Consider the following 18,955-nt stretch of genomic DNA (forward strand, 5'->3'; position numbering starts at 1 on the left):
TTGAGCGCAATACGAATGCGCGAGATTCTTTTTTTGTTTGATCAGTCCGTAGACATTTTTTGGGAGGGCTGAAACGGCGGCACGGTCCGTCCGAGGCTGTTGCGAAGCTTGCAGTTATTTTCGAAACTGATGCCGATGAAATTTGCGGCAGAAACTTACGTCGCTCTCGGTATTCCGAAAGTTATCGGCTGGCGGTCGCTGTATGAACCGGTTGGTGCCCTTCCGTCGCCTTCATGAAGACGACGGCAATTGCTGCGACCACCAGGACGACGGCCATGACATAGAACGCGTCGGAGAAAGCCATGATCAGCGACTGCTGGGCGACAAGGTTGCCGAGCAGAATTTCTGCTTGATGGTAGGCGCGTCCGGAGTCCGGCAAGCTGTGAGCTTCGAAATAGTGCTGCATGCGGGTAAGGAAGGATTGATCCGTCAGATTGTAAGGCGTTACCGACTGACCGATGATATTGGAATGAAATTGTTCGCGCTTGGTGATGATGGTCGCGAGAGCCGCCGTCCCGATCGCGCCTCCAAGGCTGCGCAGCATGTTGAATAAGCCTGACGCAGCTGCGGACTCTTTCGGAGCCACGCTGTTCGTCGCCAGAACCGAGAGCGGCGAAAGTAGGATCGCCTGGCCGAGGGCGCGTACGATGTTGGTATAGAAAAACTGTTGTCCCGCGTCGTTGAAGCTCAAATGCGTATTCATGAAGCAGCTGACTGCGAAGATGCTGAGGCCTGTGCAAACGATCAAGCGGGCATCGAAACGCTGCAAGAGGAAGGGGACGAATGGAATGATGAGCAGCTGCGGAAGTCCGGCCGATGCGAGCACGAGGCCGATCTGTTGGGCGTTGTAGCCCTGGACCTCGTCGAGATACGCCGGAAGCACATAGATTGATCCGAACAGCGCGAAGCCGACGAGTGTATTCGCCAACGTTCCGAGGCCGAAACTCCGTCGAGCGAGCAGGCGAAGTTGCACGGCGGGCTTCTCGACGGTGAGTTCAATGACGACGAAGATCGTCAGCATGACCGCCGAGATGATCGCAAGATGCACGATGAATGGCGAGCCAAACCAATCGTCCTTGTTGCCTTCATCCAGGACGGTTTGCAGGCAGGCGAGACCGATTGCCATTGTCGCGATGCCGAACCAATCGCCTTCCCGCAAAAGGCGAAGCTGCATCGGTTGACGATCGAGCGTCGGGTAAAGCAGTGATAGCATCACCGCGCCGGGAACAAGATTGACGAAGAAGATATAGGGCCAGCCGTATTGTTCGGTGAGAATGCCGCCGATGGTCGGGCCGATGGCGGGGCCGAACGTGGCGGTGAGCGCGAATGCAGCCAAGCCGATGGGGCGCTGGCTTTCGGGGAGCTTTGTCAACACGGCCGTGAAGGCCATCGGGATCATGACGCCGCCGGTGAAGCCCTGGAAGCCGCGCATCACGATCATGGTGCTGAGATTGCCCGCAAAGGCGCAGGCGACTGAGAAGATGAGGAACAGCACGACGTTCGACAACAGGAAGCGGCGGAAGCCAAACACGCGGCTGAGGTAATCCGTCAACGGGATCATGATGATTTCGCCGATCAGATACGAGGTCGAGATCCAGGTTCCATTATCGACTCCGGTGCCGATGCCGCCTTCGATTTCAGGCAGGGACGAATTGACGATCTGGATATCGAGGACGGCGATAAGCGCACCCAACATGCATCCCGAAACTGCGATCCATGTCCGTAGCGAGGCCCGCTCGCTGTCTGGGCTGGCGGGAGCATCGCTCATGGCGCTTGCTTCGTTGTGGGCTTTGCGGACGGCGTTTTGTGGCGTGTGTCGATCGTCGTGATAACCGACATGCCGGGACGCAGCTTGCCGGCAAACGGATCGTTCAGGTCGACGTATATCTTCACCGGGATGCGCTGGACGATTTTCGTGAAGTTGCCCGTTGCGTTGTCCGGTGGGAGAAGAGCGAATTCCTGGCCGCTCGCCGGAGCGATGCTGCCGACATAGCCCTGTACGGTGTTGTCGTCGAATGTGTCTACGGCAATCGTGACCGGCTGCCCGGGGCGGACATCAGCGAGTTCCGTTTCCTTGAAGTTGGCAATGATGTAGGCCTTCTTGAGCGGCACCACCGCAAGCAGCTCGGTTCCGGGTTGGGCATACTGACCGACCCGCACCGTGCGATCGCCGATGATGCCATCTACCGGTGAGGTAATCGTCGTATAGCCTAGGTTGATCTCCGCCTGTTCAAGCGTCGCATTGTTCTGCGAAAGCATGGCCCGTGCTTGCTTGAGTTCGGCAGTCAACGTCGCAATCTGTTTTTTGGCTGCTTCCAGTGCCGCCCTATCTTTCGCAAGCGTGGCCTGTGCCGTGCCGATTTGCGAGGCCGCCTGTTGCTCGTCTTGAACGGAACCGTATCCTTCGTTTGCGAGTGTGCCGAACCGCTGATTGTTCTGTTGGGCGTATTTTTCGGTCGCTTCGTCGGCCTTGATGGTCGCCTCGGCTTCGCTCACGATGGCTTGCTGTTCGCCGATCTGAGCCTGGTCGGTGGCAATGGCCGCTTCCGCCTGTCTGACGCCGGCTTTCGCCTGATCGACGGCCGCCTTGTAATCGCGCTGATCAATGATTGCGAGGACCTGGCCGGCTTTGACGCGCTGATTATCGTCGACGTACAGAGCGGCGATATCGCCGGATACTTGTGGAGCGATGGCGACGACGTCAGCTTGCACATATGCGTCGTCGGTCGAGACTTCAAAGCGCCACCCGGTCCAATATTTCCAGCCGGTATAGATGCCGCTGCCGATAACTGCCGCAGCAACAACAGCGATAAGAATGTGCCGGGGACCGAAGGGTAGCCAATGATGCGATTTTCCCGCCGTGTTTGCAGAATCCTGATCCGGTAAAGCGCTCGGCGCGGGCGCGATTATTTCCCTTGCCGTCGGGACCATGCTTTCAGACTTCGCAGTCTCGTGCGCCATTACGTGCGTCGTTTCGGGTGCCGCCTCGGTTGCGACGATGTCGGTGCCTGCGGTCAACATAGTCCACATCTCCATCTCGGCTCTTGCCAAGATATAAAAGACCACTCGGCAGCTCAGCTATTTAACCTTTGGCGCCGTTGGCCATACGTTTGGAAAGACCAGCTATACGTGTGTTTAATGATGTGCCCGCTTTGCGCCGACGTCGGCGAGAATGAAGAAAAGGGGCGCGCCGTTCAGCGCTCCCCCTCCGAGATGCATCTTCTTTTGTAGGCTTATGTCTTGCGGTTTTACCGGATCACGAAACACTGTGCCGTGCCGGACGTCTTGAAATCACCGTTGCAATGGGGCGATGCGAATGCGCCCGAAACACCAGAGACCAGAAGCGCCACTGCGAGGATTGCGACTTTCATTTTCATATCTCCAATTCACCCAAGCGCCGTTTCGTCCCTGACTGGATGTCGGCGCTGTTGAAAGCGATGCATTGGAGATAAGTGCGGTCGGCGCCCATTCCATAATCTCTTGGTATATGGGGCAGATGGCGTCATGCGATCGTTCGTCGGCGGCATACCGGAACGTTCACTCGGCAGGCTCACCAAATCTCAAGATGGTTTGGTTTAAGCTCTTGCTGCTGCACAGCGGGCGAGGCGACCACCGCCTCGCCGCCCGGCGCTGGTTATGCAGCGGGGAGCAGTCAACCAGCACCGTACCGGGACCGGCTACACATTTGTGTTGTCGGTCTCGGGTTCCTTCATTGGTGCATGGATGAGCCGTTACCCCGCCCGGATCAGCCTCGGCGAGAGGATGCGCAGGAGATGGTTTCCAAGTTTTAAACCTAAGGAAGATTTACGAACACTCGCGCAATTGCTCCGACTGTAGAAAACATAAATGCCGGAGTTGCTGTCGTGCGCCGAGCCAAAGCTGACTCGGCAAAACAAAACGGCACAGGCTCGCTTGTGCCTGCGCCGTTCGCGGGAGGAGAGAGGAAGAGGCGATCAGATGCGAAGCGGCGAAGTTTTGCCGCCTCAGTGCACCGCCGCGATCGCGATTTCCGTGAAGAGAAGCGAAAACAGCAACACGCCAGCAAACATGCCGAAAAAGCTTTGTCCGGTCGGTTTCATTGTTATTCTCCCATTCGGGCATCGTGGCTAATGGAAGTCGTACGCGTCGCTTAGCCACCTTGTTACGAGATGGGGGCTTTCAGTTGGCGAGCAACAGCGTCCTCACGCACTTGTGCGCGTTTTGCCCTTACGGATTGGACAGCTTTCGGATAGGGCCGCCGGGTTTAGAGATTGCGGCTCGGCGATGGGGTTACTCTGCGGCGGCAGCGCTCTTTGGCGGTACCGCTAGCGCCTGCTCTTCATCGCTCGCGCTTGCGGAGACGTGAACGACGCGGTCGTGAAGCTGCAGCAGCGACGAGCGATGGCCGATGGAAACAATGGCCGTATCGGGCAGCTTGTTTCGTATCGCGGTCAGGACGCGCGCCTCGGCGGCCTCGTCGAGCGCAGACGTTGCCTCATCGAGGAAAAGGATATCCGGACGGAGCAGAATGGCGCGTGCAAGCGCGATGCGCTGCTGCTCGCCGACTGAGAGGATATTGTTCCAGCGATCGACGACGTTAAGAGATGGCTCCAGGTGTTCGAGGCCCGTAAGTTTTAGGATGTCGGAGATTTCTTCGTCCGACGGTTGGGCTTCCGTCGCTGGGTAGGTGAGCACGCTATGGAGGGAGCCCAGCGGGAAATAGGGCTTTTGCGGCAGCGCGAGGAGGCGGGCGCCGGATCTGGTGAGGATCTCGCCCGTCGCGTGGGGCCAGTAGCCAAGAATGGTGCGCAGCAACGTTGTCTTGCCGGCGCCTGATGGAGCCATCAGGAGCACCGACTCGCCCGGTTCGATATTGAGATTCACCGAGTTCAACAGCTTCTTGCCGCCGGGCGTCGCAAGCGAAATGCCGGCAAGGCTCAGCACCCCGTTGGCATTCGTCGTGCCCATCGAGACAGCGGATGTCTCGCTCGCGGTCGAGGCGAGCTGCATCTGATCGGAGAAGCCGGAAAGCCGGTCGACGACGGCGATCCATTCCGCCAAGTCGGTATAGGAATTGACGAAGAACGACATCGACGATTGCACCTGGCCGAACGCGCCCGCCGTTTGAGTCATGACGCCGAGCATGATTGCGCCTGCGAAGTAATGCGGGGCCATGATGAGAAACGGCAGCACGACAGCGATCTGATTGTATCCAGTCGTGAAGAACGTCAGAAATTTCTGGCGCCGCATGATGTCGTGCCAGTTGGTGACGATATCGGAGAAACGATCGCGCAGGATATTACGCTCTGCGTTCTCGCCGCGCAGCAATGCGATCTGTTCGGAGTTCTCGCGAAGGTGCACCAAGCCGAAGCGAAAATCGGCTTCGCGCCGCTGGCGACTAAAGTTGAGGCTCGCCAATGTGCGGCCGATGAGATGCGCACCGACGCTGGCCACGAGCGCGAATATGGCTGCGAGCCAGACGAGATAACCATGGGCGCCGATGTGATATCCGGCGATCTGCAGCGGGACTTCGGCTGAAATTCCCCACAGGATGATGCTGAATGAAACGAGGCTCGTGATCGACGACAGGAAGCCGATGCCGAGGGAGAGTGTTCGTCCGATATAAAGCGCGATGTCCTCAGCGATACGCTGGTCGGGGTTGTCGGCTGTCTCGCCGTGAAGACGCATGCGGTAGTGGGTGCTGTTCTGGAGCCAGCGGTGAACATAGCGCTCCGTCATCCAGCGCCGCCACCGGATCTGCAGCCATTGATTGAGATAGAGCTGATAAACCGACGAGATGATGAAGGCCGCGGCGATCACCGAGAATATGGCGAGCTGGTGCCAGAAGGCGCCGACGTTTTTCGTCTGAAGCGCGTTGTAGAACTCGGCGTTCCAGCTGTTGAGCAGGACGGACAGCCCAACCTGGCCGAATTCGATGGCCAGGACGACTAAGAGAAGGCTGCCGCCGATCCAGCGTTCCGCAACGGTGAATTTCAGTCGGGAGCTAATGCGAACGACACCCGGATCTTTCGAGAAGAAGTAGGGCGTCGTCAGTTGCCAAACCGCGCTCAGGCGCGAGCGCGTATCATTTCCCATCACAATTCCACATCACGGTTGCCTTGCATCCTCAGCTGGCCAGCTGCGGTTTTGAACCATCCGCAAGGCCGTGTGGCTCCTCATTTCGTCGAGGGTGGCGCGAGGCACATTTCCGGAGGGTGGCCAGAACCTTAATTATTTGCAAGCGTTGGCGGGATGCCGCGCGACTTGGCTGGGCCGTCAAACGCCGATGCACTCGTGACGCACACAAGCTAGTTTGGGCCGTCCCGAAAATCGTGTACTTGAGTAAGCGATGGGGATGGGGTTCCCCCGATAACCGCCATTGTGGCTGATGACTCCTACGATAGCCGTTTCCGACGGGAGACGGCCGTTGGCTGAAATGCTGAAGAGGAGCCTCATATGAATTTCACGACATGTCTTGTCGTTATGTTCGGCGGAGCTATCGGGACTTTGTGTCGGTATGCCGGGTCATATCTTGCCCTTCCGATCAGCGGCACGCTGCCGTGGGGCACGATCCTTATCAATATCGCCGGGTCATTTATCATAGGCTTTTTCGGCACGCTGACCCTGGCGCATGGGCGTTATCCGGTCAGCGAAGAATTCCGCCTGTTCGTGATGGTGGGGATTTGCGGGGGCTTTACAACTTTTTCGTCATTCAGTCTGCAGACGCTCGATCTCCTCCGCTCGGGCGCTATCGGGCGCGCCGCGATCAACATTGGGTTGTCCGTCGTGCTTTGCATCCTGGCCGTGGCGGCAGGACACTTCGTCGCCGCCTACTTCAACGGCGGCGCAACGGAAATTGCACAGACGACATTGGAAGAAGACGCCTAGGGCGTCTCCTTTCCTTCGGCGCAGTGTGTCAGGTCGCGATCTGGGACTTCGCCAGCGTGACGTTGATGCTGTGCACTGCGCAGCTTTGAGCGAGGTCGGCTTTTTCTCCGGGGTTGAGGACGTTGATATTGGCTCCGGAGGCTGATGCCTTCGGCCATTGGCCTTTGGGTGCCAGCAGCACGCCCGCTGGAACCGCCGATGAAATGCCAACACTCAACTCGATGGAGCCGGTCTTGCTGCTCACCTGCAACCGGTTCCCGGATTCGACGCCGATCGTTTCGGCGTCGGAGGGATTGAGCCAAGCTTCGCACATTTGCAGACGGCGGGCGATCTTGCCGTCATTGGCGTAGCTGCTGTTCATAAGCCATTCGGAGGCAGGCGACAGCATGCGGTATTCGCCCAGAGCCGGACGGCGCTCCGATAGTGGGGCAGGGGCTGACGGCAATCCGGCCTCGACAAATTGCGCGCCGGTCATTTCGATCTTTCCTGACGGCGTGCGATAGTCGTGGGATGCAAACTGAACATTCGGGTCTTCGGGCACGTACATCGTGCCTGCGGCTGCGAGTGTTTTGAAATCGAGTCCTGGGCGCGCTTGGCTCAGAATCGTTTCGATGATGACGCCGTCGGTCTCACGCAGCTCAGGATCGGTGAGACCCATTGCAGCCGCAAGGCGCCGGAAGATCTCCTGATTGGGGAGCGCGTCTCCTAGCGGCGGAAGGGCTGCAACCTGTGCCGAGACGGAATGAGTAAAATACGACATGACGACGTCGTCGAACTCCAGAAAGCTTGCCGCGGGCAGAACGAAATCCGCGTAGTCGGCCGTATCAGTCTGGAATAGATCGACCGTGACTTGGAGAAGATCCTCGCGCCTCAGCGCCTGACGCAATCGCGCCTGCTCCGGGCTCGAGGCTGCGATGTTGTTATTCCAGGTGAAGAGCGCTTTCGTCTCGCCGCTTTCGAGCCGCGCCGCGAGATCCATATGGCTGACGGATTGGGGATCGGCGTTGAGATGCGAAGCGGAAAGATAACCGCCGTCGACGCCTCGGGCGTCCCAGCCGTTGAGATAGAGGAAACCGGCGCCGAGCTTTCCGATGTTGCCTGTCGCTGGTGGCAGCAGGCCCACCGAACGCATGGCGTTGCCGCCGAATGTCTGGCGCTGGAAGCCTTGTCCCATCCATAGCAGCGATGGGCCGTCCGCATAGAGCAGCGCCGCTTTTTCGATGAGGGACGCAGGAACGCCGGTCGTTGCCTCCGCCCAACTCAACGTGCAAGCGTCGAGCTGCGGTTCGATGTCGTCCCAGCCGATACAATGGCGTGCAAGAAAATCGCGGTCGAGCTTTCCGGCCGATTTGATGACGGCGAGCATTGCGAAGGCAAGCGCCGCGTCGGTGCCGGGAAAGAGCTGCAGATGAATGTCGGCCGCTTCAGCCGTCGCGTGGCGGATCGGATCGACGACGATCGTTGGGACGCCGCTGCGCGCTACCCAATGCTCATGGACGTGAGGCGCTGAGGCTGACGGGTTCGCCCCCCAGATCAAGACGCACTTGCTGGAACTGACCGTGCGTGGGTCGAACCCGCGGGTCGATTCCCCGAATGCGAGTTGAAGCGCGACGTGGCCCGCCTTGTTGCAGACCGTGTCAGGGTCGACTTCAGTCGCTCCGATGCGATTGAAGAAACGCAGCGGAAACAGCCCGGCGATCAGCGAGCACGTTCCAGTGTAATGGGTCTGCAGGATGGCTTGGCCGCCGTCGGTCGCGATAATGCTCTGCAGCCGTTGCGCGATCTCCGATATGGCATCATCCCAGGAGACCTCGGCAAACTGTCCCGATCCTTTCGGGCCGACACGCTTCAACGGAGTCGTAAGCCGATCCGTCTTGCTGCGCCACACGCCGTTGTAGGCAATCGAGCACTTGCCGCAAAGCTTGCCGCGACTCATGTCGTGATCGGGATCGCCGACAACCGAGACCGCGCCGTCGCTCGCCATTTTTACGATCATGCCGCACGCGTCGTAACAGTCCCGGGGACACGTTGTCTTGACGATTGCCTGCGTTGCCATTGCGCCGAACCTTCCTGGAAGCGTAGAGCCGCTTTAAATCTAGTCCGGAATTTCAGCGCCGGTAAAGGCTTTCGCGTCGGGCGCACGTTCGGGATTGGCGAGGGGTGATCGGAGCTTAGGTTATGCATGAATGCACCGCACGATGGCGTTTTATCCGGCAGTAGAGGCATCCACGAGCAGGCAGGCTTGCATCGTGTTCTGTGTCACCCGTGAGCCCCAGATGGAGACTGACGGTATGACCCGCGTCGCTCGCAAACGACGACGCGATGATCTCAGGCCTTCGGGACGATTGCTGTGTCCGAGGCGAGCTTCGATGCTTTGCATCTTGGTCGCCTCTGCTCTGCACGAGGTTTTCTGGTGCGGCTTGTCGCAACCGCGCCATGCCATGTGCTGCTATTCTTAGCGGGTTGAGCCGATTCTTTTTTGCCGGGAGCCGTGATGCGGGGACGCTTGGTTTTTCCCGCAGCTTGTCTTGCGTTCTGTCAGCTGCTGTGGGGATGCGCGATCGAAAACGCCGACATCGCCTTGCGTGGGAAGTCGGAACTGGTCGGACTTCGTGAGCGGGACGTTCTGATGTGCGCCGGGCATCCGACGAGCGAGGATAGCATACCCGGCGGCAAGATCTGGATGTACGAACACGGACAGGCGACCGGCGGCTTCACGGTTCAGCCGGTCATTCCGTTGGCAGGAGCGCAACTCTCGGACCCCAACAGCGGCTATTGCCGCGTCCAGTTCCGCTTCTCAGGCGGCAAGGTCGCCGAGGTCTCCTATGCGGGTGCGACGAGTTCCTGGGGCCGCAAAGACGCCGTTTGCGCGCCGATTATCCGCAACTGTCTCGATTATCGGGGACGGTAGGTAGTGCCGTTTCAAGACCAGACCGCTACCTGAACACGCGCGCGGCGAGCGCCTTGGCGACGAGGTGCGGCTTGATTTGGGTAACGGCCGTCGACGCTTTGCCTGAAAAGATGAGCTGAAGGACCTGAGCTTTGGTTTGCTCCGTCAGCTCGAATTCCAGTCCGAAGCCGTTTGCCGTCGATCGGCGGATGTGGGCGTCGACGTCGATGCCGGCGAAGTGGGCGTTGACGGTACTACCGATCGGAAGCGGCGCATTGCCGAGAAGATGCATTCCGCTCACAGATATATCGGATGCGCGATAGACGGCGCTCGAAGTTTTCGCCGACAACCTGACAGGAAGGTCCATTTCGAAGCGCTGACCAGTGCGCCGCTGTTGCTGCTCGCTACAGACGTAGCAGCAGAGCGTGAGCACGACGATGTTATACCAGCTCCAGAAAAGAGCGATGGCGCTCGACTCTGCAAGCGGGCGTGATTGATCCATAAGAAACGCGTGGGCAATGCCGAGCATCGTAACGACGAGGAGCGTGCCGAAGATGCGCAGCAGCGGCCACTGGACGAAATGCCGGCTGCGATCGCCGCCCTTTGCCGTGACTTTGAATTTCTGGCCTTTCGGCTTGACGAGGCCGGAGACGACAGCTTTCAAGACGTCCATGGAACAGAGCATCTGATAGAGGTCCGTCATCAGCGGCAGCACGCGGCCTTCCGTCAACCACGTGAAGATCGCCCACTGCGCGACGAGGAACGGCGCCAGATACCAGATCGCATCAATGACGTTTGCGTGGACGGCCTCTATCCCAAACAGCAGATAGAGAGCCGGCACAATCACACCGAGAAGTCGAAAAAGGTGGGTCGCCGACCAATGTAGGAACGTCTCGCAGAGCATGATGCGATCGACGATCGGCAATTTGTTCCCGAGGCGTAGCGGTCCGCTCGGGCCGCGGCAGATTTGAACGAAACCCAAGGCCCAGCGGCTGCGCTGGCCGCTATATTCGGCGAGGCCCTCGGGTGCTAAGCCCAGTGACAGGGCTTCGTTCAAGTAGACGGTCCGGAAGCCCTTTTCGCGCAAGCGGAGAGAGAGGAGATAATCCTCGGTGACGGAATCGGTCGGAAAGCCACCAATGCGTTGCAGTGCGTCGAAGCGAATGACTGAGGACGTGCCGCAGCAGAAGGCGGCGTTCCAGGCGTCCTTCGAGGCCATGACGATATCGAAGAAAAAGCGCTGCTCATCCGGCCAGACGCGCGTTAGCGCGAGATTGCTTTGCACCGGGTCGGGATTGAAGAAATGCTGGGGCGTCTGGACGACGCCGACGTCGGCATCGAGCGCCAGCGATACAGCGCGTGTCAGAAATGAGGGCAGTGGTACGAAATCCGCATCCAGGATCGATACGAAGTCGGGCTTTTCATCGAGCTTGGCGAGCTTTTTCAGCGCGGCGTTGATGTTGCCGGCTTTGGCGTGGGAATTTTCTTCGCGGGTGATGTAGCCGACGCCATGATGCTCGCAGAGCGCTTTCAGCCAGGCCCGGCGTCCGTCGTCGCAAACCCAGACGCGGAAATTCGGATACGTCAACGCGAGCGTGCCGATGATGGTGCGCTCGAGAATGCTTTCGTCTTCGTTATAGGTGCAGATCAGGACGTCGACTTTAGGCGGCTCGTGCAGGGCTAGCAGGCGCGGGACGTTGCGATCGGCGTCGCCAGAGCGGTTGCGGGTGCGCGTCAGGAACAATTGCGAGATGGTCGCGCCGATCATTGTCAACGCTTCGACGGCTGTGAAAATCACGCCGGTGGTGAAATTGACGGGATTGTCTGCTGAGGGAAGGGTATCGAAAATGCGCCATGACATATATCGCCAGCCAAGTGCGATGCCGAAGAGAATGGCGCAGGTGCGAATGATCGTGTTGTTGCGATTGACCCACGGCAGGATGGCTGTCGCCAGTAGGGCAACAATCAGCGCCGGCAACAGCGCGTCGGCATATCCCATTCCTGCGGCAGCGCTCATTGTGCGGTCCGTCAGTAGAGGCTGCCAGCGAAGACGCTGCCGCCGTCGGCGAACTTGACGAGGCCAGATCGGCCAACCCTGCAATCGAAGCTCTTCGACAGTTCTGGAAACTTGAGGCTGACGTGATAGGGCTCGCGCGAGAGGGCGCTCTGCTGGATTGCAGTATTGGACTCGACTGCAGCGAGACCATTCAAGCCGACCACGATGCCATGCAACTCAGGGCCGCCATCGCGGGGCGTAAACGTCGCCGGTTGGCCGATCGAGAGGCGCTCGTAGGCCGTCTCGCTGACGCTGGCAGTGACGATGGCGCTTCCGCAATCGAGGAGCTTCATCAAATCCTGTCCGGCATTGACGTGCTCGCCCGGGGCGGTGAGCATTTCCCAGACCCGTCCATTGACGCTGGCGTGAATATCGGCTTTCGCCAATTCCGCCTGACGGGCTTGTTCGGCGGCAATCGAAGCGTCTATAGCGGCGAACTGAATTTGACTGCCATCGAGGCGAGCCTGAACGTCGGAAAGTTCAAGGGAAACTTCCATTTTACGCTGCGCCGATTGCGGTGTGTCGTTATAGCTGTCGCCGACGTAGGTTCCATTTTTTGCGGCATTAAGTTCGACGAGAATGCCCTTCTTGTGCTCGATTTGCGCCTGGATGGCTTGCTCAGTTACATGAGCTTCGCCCTGGGCCTTATCGAGGAACGCTTGGCTGGCGGCGTCGGTCTTTCGCAATGCAGCTGCTCGTTTCAGCGCTTCGGAAGCAACCGCGTATTGGGCCTGTGCCGAAGCGATATTGGCATCTGCTTCCCGTACGCGCTGCTCTAGCTGAGCGATGCGCCCGAGGCGAAATCGCTCTTGCTGGGCATTGAGTTCTTCCAGGCTGCTGCGAAGCAGATTTTTCTTAGCTTCGAGCGCGCCAATGTTCGTGCGCAGTTGGTCTCGATCCCGCTGCAGGTTCGTCAGATGTACTGAATCGGCGCGGGTGTTGCGGATCGTCAGGATATTCTGATCGGCGCGAAAAGGACTGCCTATATCCGTGCCGTTTTGCGCCATCGTTACTTCACCTTCGATCGGCGCCCTTATCGTGATGATGCGGGCGTTCACGACGGCTTCGGCGCTGGTCGTGGCAAGAAGGCGCTGAACAGGGAACCATCCGAGCGCGATCGCGACTGCGACGGCAACGAGAGATTTCAGTAGAGTCATCGACCTGACGGCGGGGCGCGACGACAGCTTCGGAGGCGTGTCAGCGGGTGGCTCAGCATCTGCTGCAGGAGGCGGCGCGGCGTTTGGCGCTTGCCATTCGTTTACGACTGACTCGAGATACGCGAGTTGAGCGGTTGCCGTAAATTTATCGTCGGCCAGGGTCTCGGCGTCTGTTTGCTCAGCGCTCGGAAGCTCCGGCGGCGGCGGCTGTACGGCGCGGATCTTCGCGCCGCGGGCAAATGCGGTTCGGCGTTCGACGGGTTGGGAGGACATTGGTACCCACGCAAGCAAAATTGTCTGCGTGGAATGTTACATTCGATATATAAATTAATAATCGCATATTTTCTAAATTAGATATTAAACCGGCAGTAAAAATGATCCGAATAGAGACGATTTTCTGACCGTATATATGCTTATTTAAGCATGTCTGTCTTTTGGTCCTGAGAGGATTGACGTATTTGAATCCGGCCTGAAACGACCGGTGAGGCGACTTTTGGGGACGAGTGCATGCTAACGACGCGATACGCGAAAATTATGATGTGTTTCGTGCTGGGCCTGTTTTGCCTGCTGGTCGCATTCAACAACATCACGGACTACGGAACGAATTATGTGTTTGTGCAGCACGTTCTAAGCATGGACACGACACCGACTGCCAGCGCTCTCAAGTATCGGGCGATAGCAGAACCGCTGCTTTGGCAGATCGCGTATGCCGCCATCATCACGGCCGAGGCGTTGACCGGTATTTTGTTCGTTGCGGGGGCGACGGCGTTGTGGCGTGCGCGTCGCGCCTCTGCCGAAACATTCAATGACGCGAAACGCTATGCTGTTGCTGCGTCCACGCTAGCGTTTCTGATCTGGTTCTTCGGCTTCATGGTGGTGGGCGGCGAGTGGTTTGCGATGTGGGAGTCGCCGGCTTGGAACGGTCAGCAGGCGGCTTTTCGGTTTTATGTCTCCGTGCTCGCCGTCTTGATCTTCGTGAATCAATCCGATCGCGATCTTCCCTGAAACGTTGCCGCGACCGAGGCGGCGTGGCGTCGGTCGCGACTTGAACTCAGAGCAAGTGTTCGGCGACCCGCGTGAGAAGTTCCTTCTTGCCATGCTTTGCTTTTCGTTCAGCGAGCAGCCCCAGATAGTGCTGCAGGACGGCTGCGCCTGCGATCGACGTGACGTCGGCGTGGTCGTAGGCTGGGGCAACCTCTACGACATCCGCGCCGACGATGTCGAGATCGCCTAAGCCGCGTAGGATCATCAGCGCTTCGCGCGATGACAATCCACCGGCGACCGGCGTGCCCGTGCCCGGTGCATACGCCGGGTCGAGGGAGTCGATGTCGAACGTCACATAGGTCTTGGCGTCGCCGACGCGCGCCGCGATGTGCTTCAGGACGCCGGAGACGCCGAGGTTGGCGACGTCATGCGCGTAAAGGATCTCGATGCCGCAATCCTCTGGCGCGTGCGTTCTGATGCCGACCTGGATCGAGCGTTCCGGCATGATGATGCCGGCGTGGACTGCGCGCGCTACAAACGAGCCATGGTCGATGCGTTCCTCCTCGTCGAACCAAGTATCCTGGTGAGCGTCAAATTGCACCAGCGCCATAGGTCCATGCTTTTCGGCGTGTGCTTTCAGCAGTGGCCAGGTGACGTAATGATCGCCGCCGATCGACAGGAGCGTCGCACCAGCTTGAACGATCTCTCGCGCCTGGCCTTCGATCTGCGCGGGTACGTCGAAATGCCGGCCGTAATCGAGCGAGCAGTCGCCGTAATCGACGACGGCCAGCGTTTCGAACGGGTCGGCGTGGAAGGGGTACTGCGGGTCTCCTTCCAGGATCGCCGAGGCGCGGCGCACGCCTTGCGGTCCGAAGCGTGCGCCGGGCCGGTTCGAGACAGCGGCGTCGAAGGGGATGCCCCAAACGGCGACGTCGACATTGCGCAAATCGCGGGACAGCTTGCGGCGCATGAATGACAGCACGCCGCCGTACATCGGTTCGTGCGAGCCGCCCATGATGTTTGGAGCGAAGACGGCCGAGTCGGTTTCCCTCGGGCGGAGCGGAGCGTGGGACGTTTTCGACATTGTTTCTCTCCTGTCTTGATATGCAGGGTATTGAATACTGGGGCGCTGCTGTCGGCGTTATTCGCCGGTCATGAAGCGCGTCCAGATGCGATTGATGTCGCGGAGCGATTTCGGATCGCGGGGGCGGGCGGCAAAGAGCTTGGCCATCATGTCCTTGGGCGGATAGATGTTCGGATCCGACTTGATGTCCGCGGTGACGAACTCCGTCGCGGCGGTGTTCGCGTTCGGATACCAATAGTTGTTAGTGAATGTCGCGATGTTCTTCGACGCCAGAAGAAAATTGATGAACGCATAAGCGTTCTCGGGATGCGGCGCGTCGGCGGGAAGCGTGATCATGTCAGCGAAGATTTCGGTGCCTTCTTTCGGGATCGAATAGCGCACCTCGACGCCTTTCTTGGCGTCGGCGGCGCGGCCTGCAGCGATATAAGCGTCGCCACTCCAGCCGAGCGCCAGGCAGACGTCGCCCTGGGCGAGGTCGTTGATGATTGCGCCGGTTTTGAAGTGACGGATATAGGGGCGAATGGAGTCGAGCAACTTGCTCGCCTTTTCGAGTTCGGCTTTGTCGGTCGTAAACGGATCGAAGCCGAGATAGTTGAGCGTAATCGACATGACGCCTTCAGGCGAGTCGATCATGGCGATGCCGCAGTCTTGAAATTTCGCTGCAAGCTCGGGCTTGAAGATAATGTCCAGGCTGTTGACCGGCGCGTTCTTCATGCGCTTCTCGATCAATGCCGGATTATACATGATGCCGGTGGTTCCATAAGCGTAGGGCACACCGTATTGATTGCCGGGATCTTCAGTCGCGACGAACTTCATGATGTCGGGATTAAAGTCTTTCAGTACGGCGAGCTTGCTCTTGTCGAGCTTCTGGAGCGCGCCTGCCTGGATGAGCCGGCCGATTGACGAGGCGGTCGGCAGGACGATGTCGTAACCGGTTTTTCCGGTCAGGACCTTTGTCGTCATCATTTCCGTCGACTCGAACGTGTCGTAAACGACCTTGTCGTCGGTTTGCTTCTCGAAGTCCTTGATCACGTCCGGCGAGACGTAGTCGTACCAGAAGTAAATGTTGACGTTCTTGTCTTCGGTCGAAATGGCATTTGCCGCAGGCGAAGCTGCGACCAGAGAAAGTGCAATTGCACAAGATGCGAGCAGGCCGAGCCGACGCATGACGTCACCCTCCAGAAAAGGTTGAAGACCGGAATTGCGAATGAATGAAGCAAACGATGCGGCTTGCACGTTGCGGCGACAAACGGTATTTCCTGAGGAATGAGTTGAGTAAAACTCATCTGAAGGCCCGTCTTGCATGCCATTGCCTTCTCTCAACGCGATCCGCGCATTCGAAGCCTCGGCCCGGCTGCTGAGCTTCAAGGATGCGGCGGAGGAATTGAAGCTCAGCCCATCGGCTGTGAGCCGCCACATCCGTACGCTGGAAGATGCGCTGGGCGTTCCTCTCTTCGAGCGCGGGTTCCGTCAGGTGCAATTGACGGAAAAGGCCGTGCATTACGCGCGCCGTCTCGGCGAGGCGTTCAAGATCATTCAGGATTCAACAGAAGAAGTGAGCGCTTACGGTCCGGCGCGGCGGCGCAAGCGCCAGCGGGTGACGCTGTCGATCAATGCGACGTTCATGAACCTATGGCTTGCGGATCGGCTGCCGCAGTTCCGGGCGCTGCATCCGGAGTGCGAGCTTGAGGTTTCGACACATGACGACGCCGGCAAGGGTGGCAATGCGCGGGCCGATCTGCGCGTGCTTTTTACGAGCGACGAGATTGACGATCCGGCGCTGACGCCTCTGCTCAAGCTGATCATCATTCCGGTTTGTGCGCCGTCGCTGACGACCGGCAGAAAGGCGCTCCGAAACCCGCGCGACCTGGCGAAACATCGTCTGCTTCACGAAAACACGACGGCGTGGTGGGAGGAGTGGATCGTCGGAGAGGGTGCCAAGGGTGTTGATCCCAATACGGGGGCGATTTTTCACGATCCGTCGCTCGCCATTCGAGAGGCCGTCAATGGCGGTGGCGTTGCGCTTGCCGATAATATCATGGCTGAAGATCTGTTGGCCCGCGGGCTGCTGGTCGAGCCATTTCGCATTCGGCGGCGCATTCCCAATTGCTACAGTCTTGCCCAGCGATCGGGGGCGTCTTCACATGCCGGGGTCCGTGATTTCCGCGCGTGGCTGATCGCTGAGATCGCCCGGCATAAGGCCGTCATGGGGCTCAATTAGGAGCTGTGATTTGATTCCTGGTGGTGGCCGGAGATTTGTGTGCTCGCTGCACAGCACCAGTGAGACGCACATCTGGACTTAAGTGCACAAGACAAATGCCGGCGCCGAGGTTCTTAGATTCGTAGCGAGCAATACCCGCAGCTTTTGGGGCTGTCGCAAAACCACCACGGCGTGCTCGGTTTTACTGGATCGGGTATTTTGTCGAGCAGAAAATGAGTGCCCGGACTTTCATCGCGTTTGATGTGTATTCTTCATGTGCAATGTTAGCTTTTTCATTCAAGCACCTGATGTGAATAAATTTTTCTTCCGTTTTTTCTAGAGTGCCCGGCGTGCCCAAAAAGCACGCATCCGCTGATCCAATTTCGAGCACGCAAGCTATTGGATTCGTTTCGGAATTTCCGGAAGCGTGACTAGAGTCTTGGAGCTGCAGATTTTCAAGGTGCCGAGTTTGGCACTGCCGTCTGCTTCGAATTTCACGCTTTTGGCTCTCGTCGAATTCCGGGGGGAATTTTCTGATGACACGATCTAGGTGGGGATTGGCTGCGGCCGTCTGCACGTTGGTTCTCGCAAGCGGTTCGGCCGCTTCTGCAGGAGAGAAATTTCAGCTTTGGGACGATGACTCTTGGATCAGCTTCGGCGCTGGCATTCGAGGGCAGTACATCTACAACCCGGATGCCAAAAACACCGATGACTTTTCATTGAACAGCGCTCGCATCTACGCCAACGGGCAGTTCACCAAAATCATTGGCTTTACCTACAACACGGAAATTGATCACGCGCCGGACGACACGTCGGACATTTCTCGCATAAGGACGCTCGACGCGATTTTGCGCCTCGAGTTTACCCCGTCGTTCAACATCTGGGCAGGCCGCATGCTGGCGCCGAGCGATCGCGCCAACCTTGACGGTCCGTACTATTTGGGAACCTGGGAATATCCGTTTGTCAGCGCCTACCCCGCGATCTTCGCCGGTCGCGACAACGGCGGCTCCGTTTGGGGCGACATCGGCAAGTTCAAATATGAGCTTGGCGGATTTCAAGGCTGCACGGCCGGAGACAACAGCTGCAGTACGCCAACTGCGAGTGGGCCGTTGTTCGCGGGCCGTTTGCAGTATGACTTCTGGGACAAGGAGTCTGGCTACTACACGTCGAGCGACTACTACGGCGAGAAAGAAATTCTCTCAGTCGCGGTGGTTGGGCAGTATCAAAGCGGCGCGGCAAGCGACGGAACGCACTCCGGCGACTTTGGTGGCTTTAACATTGACGCCTTGATGCAGAAGAAAGTTTGGGGCGGTGACGTCTTCACGCTCGAAGGTGCCTATTACGTCTATGATACGAGCGGCATCGATACATCGCTCCCGACGGGCAATGGCTTGGCGGATGGCACGAGCTACATGCTGCTCACGAGCTATCTCATCAATCAGAAGGTCGGGCCGGGTAAATTCCAGCCGGTGTTCCGCTACCAAGAGTTCGACCAGGATCACGGTCCGGACATCAGCGAATATTCGGTGGGTACCAACTACATCATCAAAGGCCACGATGCGCGCCTGTCCGCTCTCTATTCCCGGCAGAACGTCGACAACGCAGGAGACAGAGATATCGACCGGTTCATAGGCGGTCTGCAGCTTCAGTTCTAAGAAAACACTTCTGCCACTTAGGAGACATGCGCCTTCATCCCTTCTCCCGGGAGGTTCGCATG

General features: G+C 58.5%; 14 protein-coding genes and 1 riboswitch. Of the genes, 5 read left to right on the forward strand and 9 right to left on the reverse strand.

The genetic code is table 11. From position 1 onward, the window contains the following. Positions 1–181 precede the first annotated feature (181 nt). The 4 genes from HYP802_RS0110130 to HYP802_RS0110155 all read right to left on the reverse strand — a co-directional run bounded on the left by HYP802_RS0110130 (position 182) and on the right by HYP802_RS0110155 (position 6,075). Positions 182–1,768 (reverse strand): DHA2 family efflux MFS transporter permease subunit, encoded by a 1,587-nt coding sequence (locus HYP802_RS0110130; protein WP_013947160.1) that lies wholly within the window; start codon positions 1,766–1,768, stop codon positions 182–184. Beyond that, positions 1,765–3,021: an HlyD family secretion protein gene (locus tag HYP802_RS0110135; protein WP_013947161.1), complete on the reverse strand. Its 1,257-nt coding sequence runs from the start codon at positions 3,019–3,021 to the stop codon at positions 1,765–1,767. Before HYP802_RS0110135 ends, HYP802_RS0110130 begins: the two co-directional genes overlap by 4 nt. Positions 3,022–3,248: 227 nt before the next feature. Then, on the reverse strand, positions 3,249–3,371 hold the full coding sequence (locus tag HYP802_RS24115) for a hypothetical protein (RefSeq protein WP_256380112.1): 123 nt from the start codon (positions 3,369–3,371) through the stop codon (positions 3,249–3,251). Positions 3,372–4,269: 898 nt separating this feature from the next. Next, complete coding sequence (locus HYP802_RS0110155; protein ID WP_013947163.1) at positions 4,270–6,075, reverse strand: ABC transporter ATP-binding protein/permease; 1,806 nt, start codon at positions 6,073–6,075, stop codon at positions 4,270–4,272. Positions 6,076–6,321: 246 nt separating this feature from the next. Continuing rightward, positions 6,322–6,384, forward strand: a riboswitch (Fluoride riboswitch). Positions 6,385–6,435: 51 nt separating this feature from the next. On the opposite strand from HYP802_RS0110155, the gene crcB reads away from it, so the two are divergent. Then, positions 6,436–6,867 carry a fluoride efflux transporter CrcB gene (gene crcB, locus HYP802_RS0110160; protein ID WP_013947164.1) on the forward strand — a complete coding sequence of 144 codons (432 nt, stop codon included), beginning with the start codon at positions 6,436–6,438 and terminating at the stop codon, positions 6,865–6,867. A gap of 28 nt (positions 6,868–6,895) precedes the next feature. Here the strand turns inward: crcB and HYP802_RS0110165 are convergent, their stop codons facing one another. Beyond that, a complete protein-coding gene (locus tag HYP802_RS0110165; RefSeq protein WP_013947165.1) occupies positions 6,896–8,923 on the reverse strand; it encodes a molybdopterin-dependent oxidoreductase in 2,028 nt (675 codons plus the stop codon). 438 nt (positions 8,924–9,361) lie between these two features. Here HYP802_RS0110165 and HYP802_RS0110170 point away from each other — a divergent pair, with 438 nt between their 5' ends. Further along, positions 9,362–9,778, forward strand: coding sequence for a hypothetical protein (locus HYP802_RS0110170; RefSeq protein ID WP_013947166.1), 417 nt, complete (start codon positions 9,362–9,364; stop codon positions 9,776–9,778). A 25-nt stretch (positions 9,779–9,803) separates the two neighbouring features. On the opposite strand, the gene HYP802_RS0110175 is transcribed toward HYP802_RS0110170, so the two are convergent. Both HYP802_RS0110175 and HYP802_RS0110180 read right to left on the reverse strand, forming a co-directional pair. Then, entirely contained in the window at positions 9,804–11,774 is a 1,971-nt protein-coding gene (locus HYP802_RS0110175; RefSeq protein ID WP_013947167.1) for a glycosyltransferase, read from the reverse strand. Positions 11,775–11,785: 11 nt separating this feature from the next. Beyond that, on the reverse strand, positions 11,786–13,243 hold the full coding sequence (locus tag HYP802_RS0110180) for an HlyD family efflux transporter periplasmic adaptor subunit (protein WP_013947168.1): 1,458 nt from the start codon (positions 13,241–13,243) through the stop codon (positions 11,786–11,788). A gap of 234 nt (positions 13,244–13,477) precedes the next feature. Between HYP802_RS0110180 and HYP802_RS0110185 the strand changes: the two genes are divergently transcribed. Next, positions 13,478–13,975 (forward strand): DUF2165 domain-containing protein, encoded by a 498-nt coding sequence (locus tag HYP802_RS0110185; protein WP_013947169.1) that lies wholly within the window; start codon positions 13,478–13,480, stop codon positions 13,973–13,975. A 46-nt stretch (positions 13,976–14,021) separates the two neighbouring features. Here the strand turns inward: HYP802_RS0110185 and speB are convergent, their stop codons facing one another. Together speB and HYP802_RS0110195 are read right to left on the reverse strand one after the other, a co-directional pair. Beyond that, positions 14,022–15,038 (reverse strand): agmatinase, encoded by a 1,017-nt coding sequence (gene speB, locus HYP802_RS0110190; protein ID WP_013947170.1) that lies wholly within the window; start codon positions 15,036–15,038, stop codon positions 14,022–14,024. Positions 15,039–15,095: 57 nt separating this feature from the next. Then, on the reverse strand, positions 15,096–16,205 hold the full coding sequence (locus HYP802_RS0110195; RefSeq protein ID WP_013947171.1) for a polyamine ABC transporter substrate-binding protein: 1,110 nt from the start codon (positions 16,203–16,205) through the stop codon (positions 15,096–15,098). A gap of 136 nt (positions 16,206–16,341) precedes the next feature. On the opposite strand from HYP802_RS0110195, the gene HYP802_RS0110200 reads away from it, so the two are divergent. Together HYP802_RS0110200 and HYP802_RS0110210 are read left to right on the forward strand one after the other, a co-directional pair. Then, the gene (locus HYP802_RS0110200) at positions 16,342–17,259 is read left to right on the forward strand and encodes a LysR substrate-binding domain-containing protein (RefSeq protein WP_013947172.1); all 918 of its coding nucleotides are present in this window, start codon (positions 16,342–16,344) and stop codon (positions 17,257–17,259) included. A 515-nt stretch (positions 17,260–17,774) separates the two neighbouring features. Continuing rightward, positions 17,775–18,893, forward strand: a complete 1,119-nt coding sequence (locus HYP802_RS0110210) for a porin (protein ID WP_013947174.1) — start codon at positions 17,775–17,777, stop codon at positions 18,891–18,893. Positions 18,894–18,955 lie beyond the last annotated feature (62 nt).

The sequence above is a fragment of the Hyphomicrobium sp. 802 genome, assembly GCF_000526135.1.
Lineage (GTDB): Bacteria > Pseudomonadota > Alphaproteobacteria > Rhizobiales > Hyphomicrobiaceae > Hyphomicrobium_B.

Bases quoted from the DNA above. Each gene is read 5' to 3' on its own strand.
- HYP802_RS0110130 (WP_013947160.1), bottom strand. From the start codon at position 1,768: ATGAGCGATGCTCCCGCCAGCCCAGACAGCGAGCGGGCCTCGCTACGG.
- HYP802_RS0110135 (WP_013947161.1), bottom strand. From the start codon at position 3,021: ATGTTGACCGCAGGCACCGACATCGTCGCAACCGAGGCGGCACCCGAA.
- HYP802_RS24115 (WP_256380112.1), bottom strand. From the start codon at position 3,371: ATGAAAGTCGCAATCCTCGCAGTGGCGCTTCTGGTCTCTGGTGTTTCG.
- HYP802_RS0110155 (WP_013947163.1), bottom strand. From the start codon at position 6,075: ATGGGAAATGATACGCGCTCGCGCCTGAGCGCGGTTTGGCAACTGACG.
- crcB (WP_013947164.1), top strand. From the start codon at position 6,436: ATGAATTTCACGACATGTCTTGTCGTTATGTTCGGCGGAGCTATCGGG.
- HYP802_RS0110165 (WP_013947165.1), bottom strand. From the start codon at position 8,923: ATGGCAACGCAGGCAATCGTCAAGACAACGTGTCCCCGGGACTGTTAC.
- HYP802_RS0110170 (WP_013947166.1), top strand. From the start codon at position 9,362: ATGCGGGGACGCTTGGTTTTTCCCGCAGCTTGTCTTGCGTTCTGTCAG.
- HYP802_RS0110175 (WP_013947167.1), bottom strand. From the start codon at position 11,774: ATGAGCGCTGCCGCAGGAATGGGATATGCCGACGCGCTGTTGCCGGCG.
- HYP802_RS0110180 (WP_013947168.1), bottom strand. From the start codon at position 13,243: ATGTCCTCCCAACCCGTCGAACGCCGAACCGCATTTGCCCGCGGCGCG.
- HYP802_RS0110185 (WP_013947169.1), top strand. From the start codon at position 13,478: ATGCTAACGACGCGATACGCGAAAATTATGATGTGTTTCGTGCTGGGC.
- speB (WP_013947170.1), bottom strand. From the start codon at position 15,038: ATGTCGAAAACGTCCCACGCTCCGCTCCGCCCGAGGGAAACCGACTCG.
- HYP802_RS0110195 (WP_013947171.1), bottom strand. From the start codon at position 16,205: ATGCGTCGGCTCGGCCTGCTCGCATCTTGTGCAATTGCACTTTCTCTG.
- HYP802_RS0110200 (WP_013947172.1), top strand. From the start codon at position 16,342: ATGCCATTGCCTTCTCTCAACGCGATCCGCGCATTCGAAGCCTCGGCC.
- HYP802_RS0110210 (WP_013947174.1), top strand. From the start codon at position 17,775: ATGACACGATCTAGGTGGGGATTGGCTGCGGCCGTCTGCACGTTGGTT.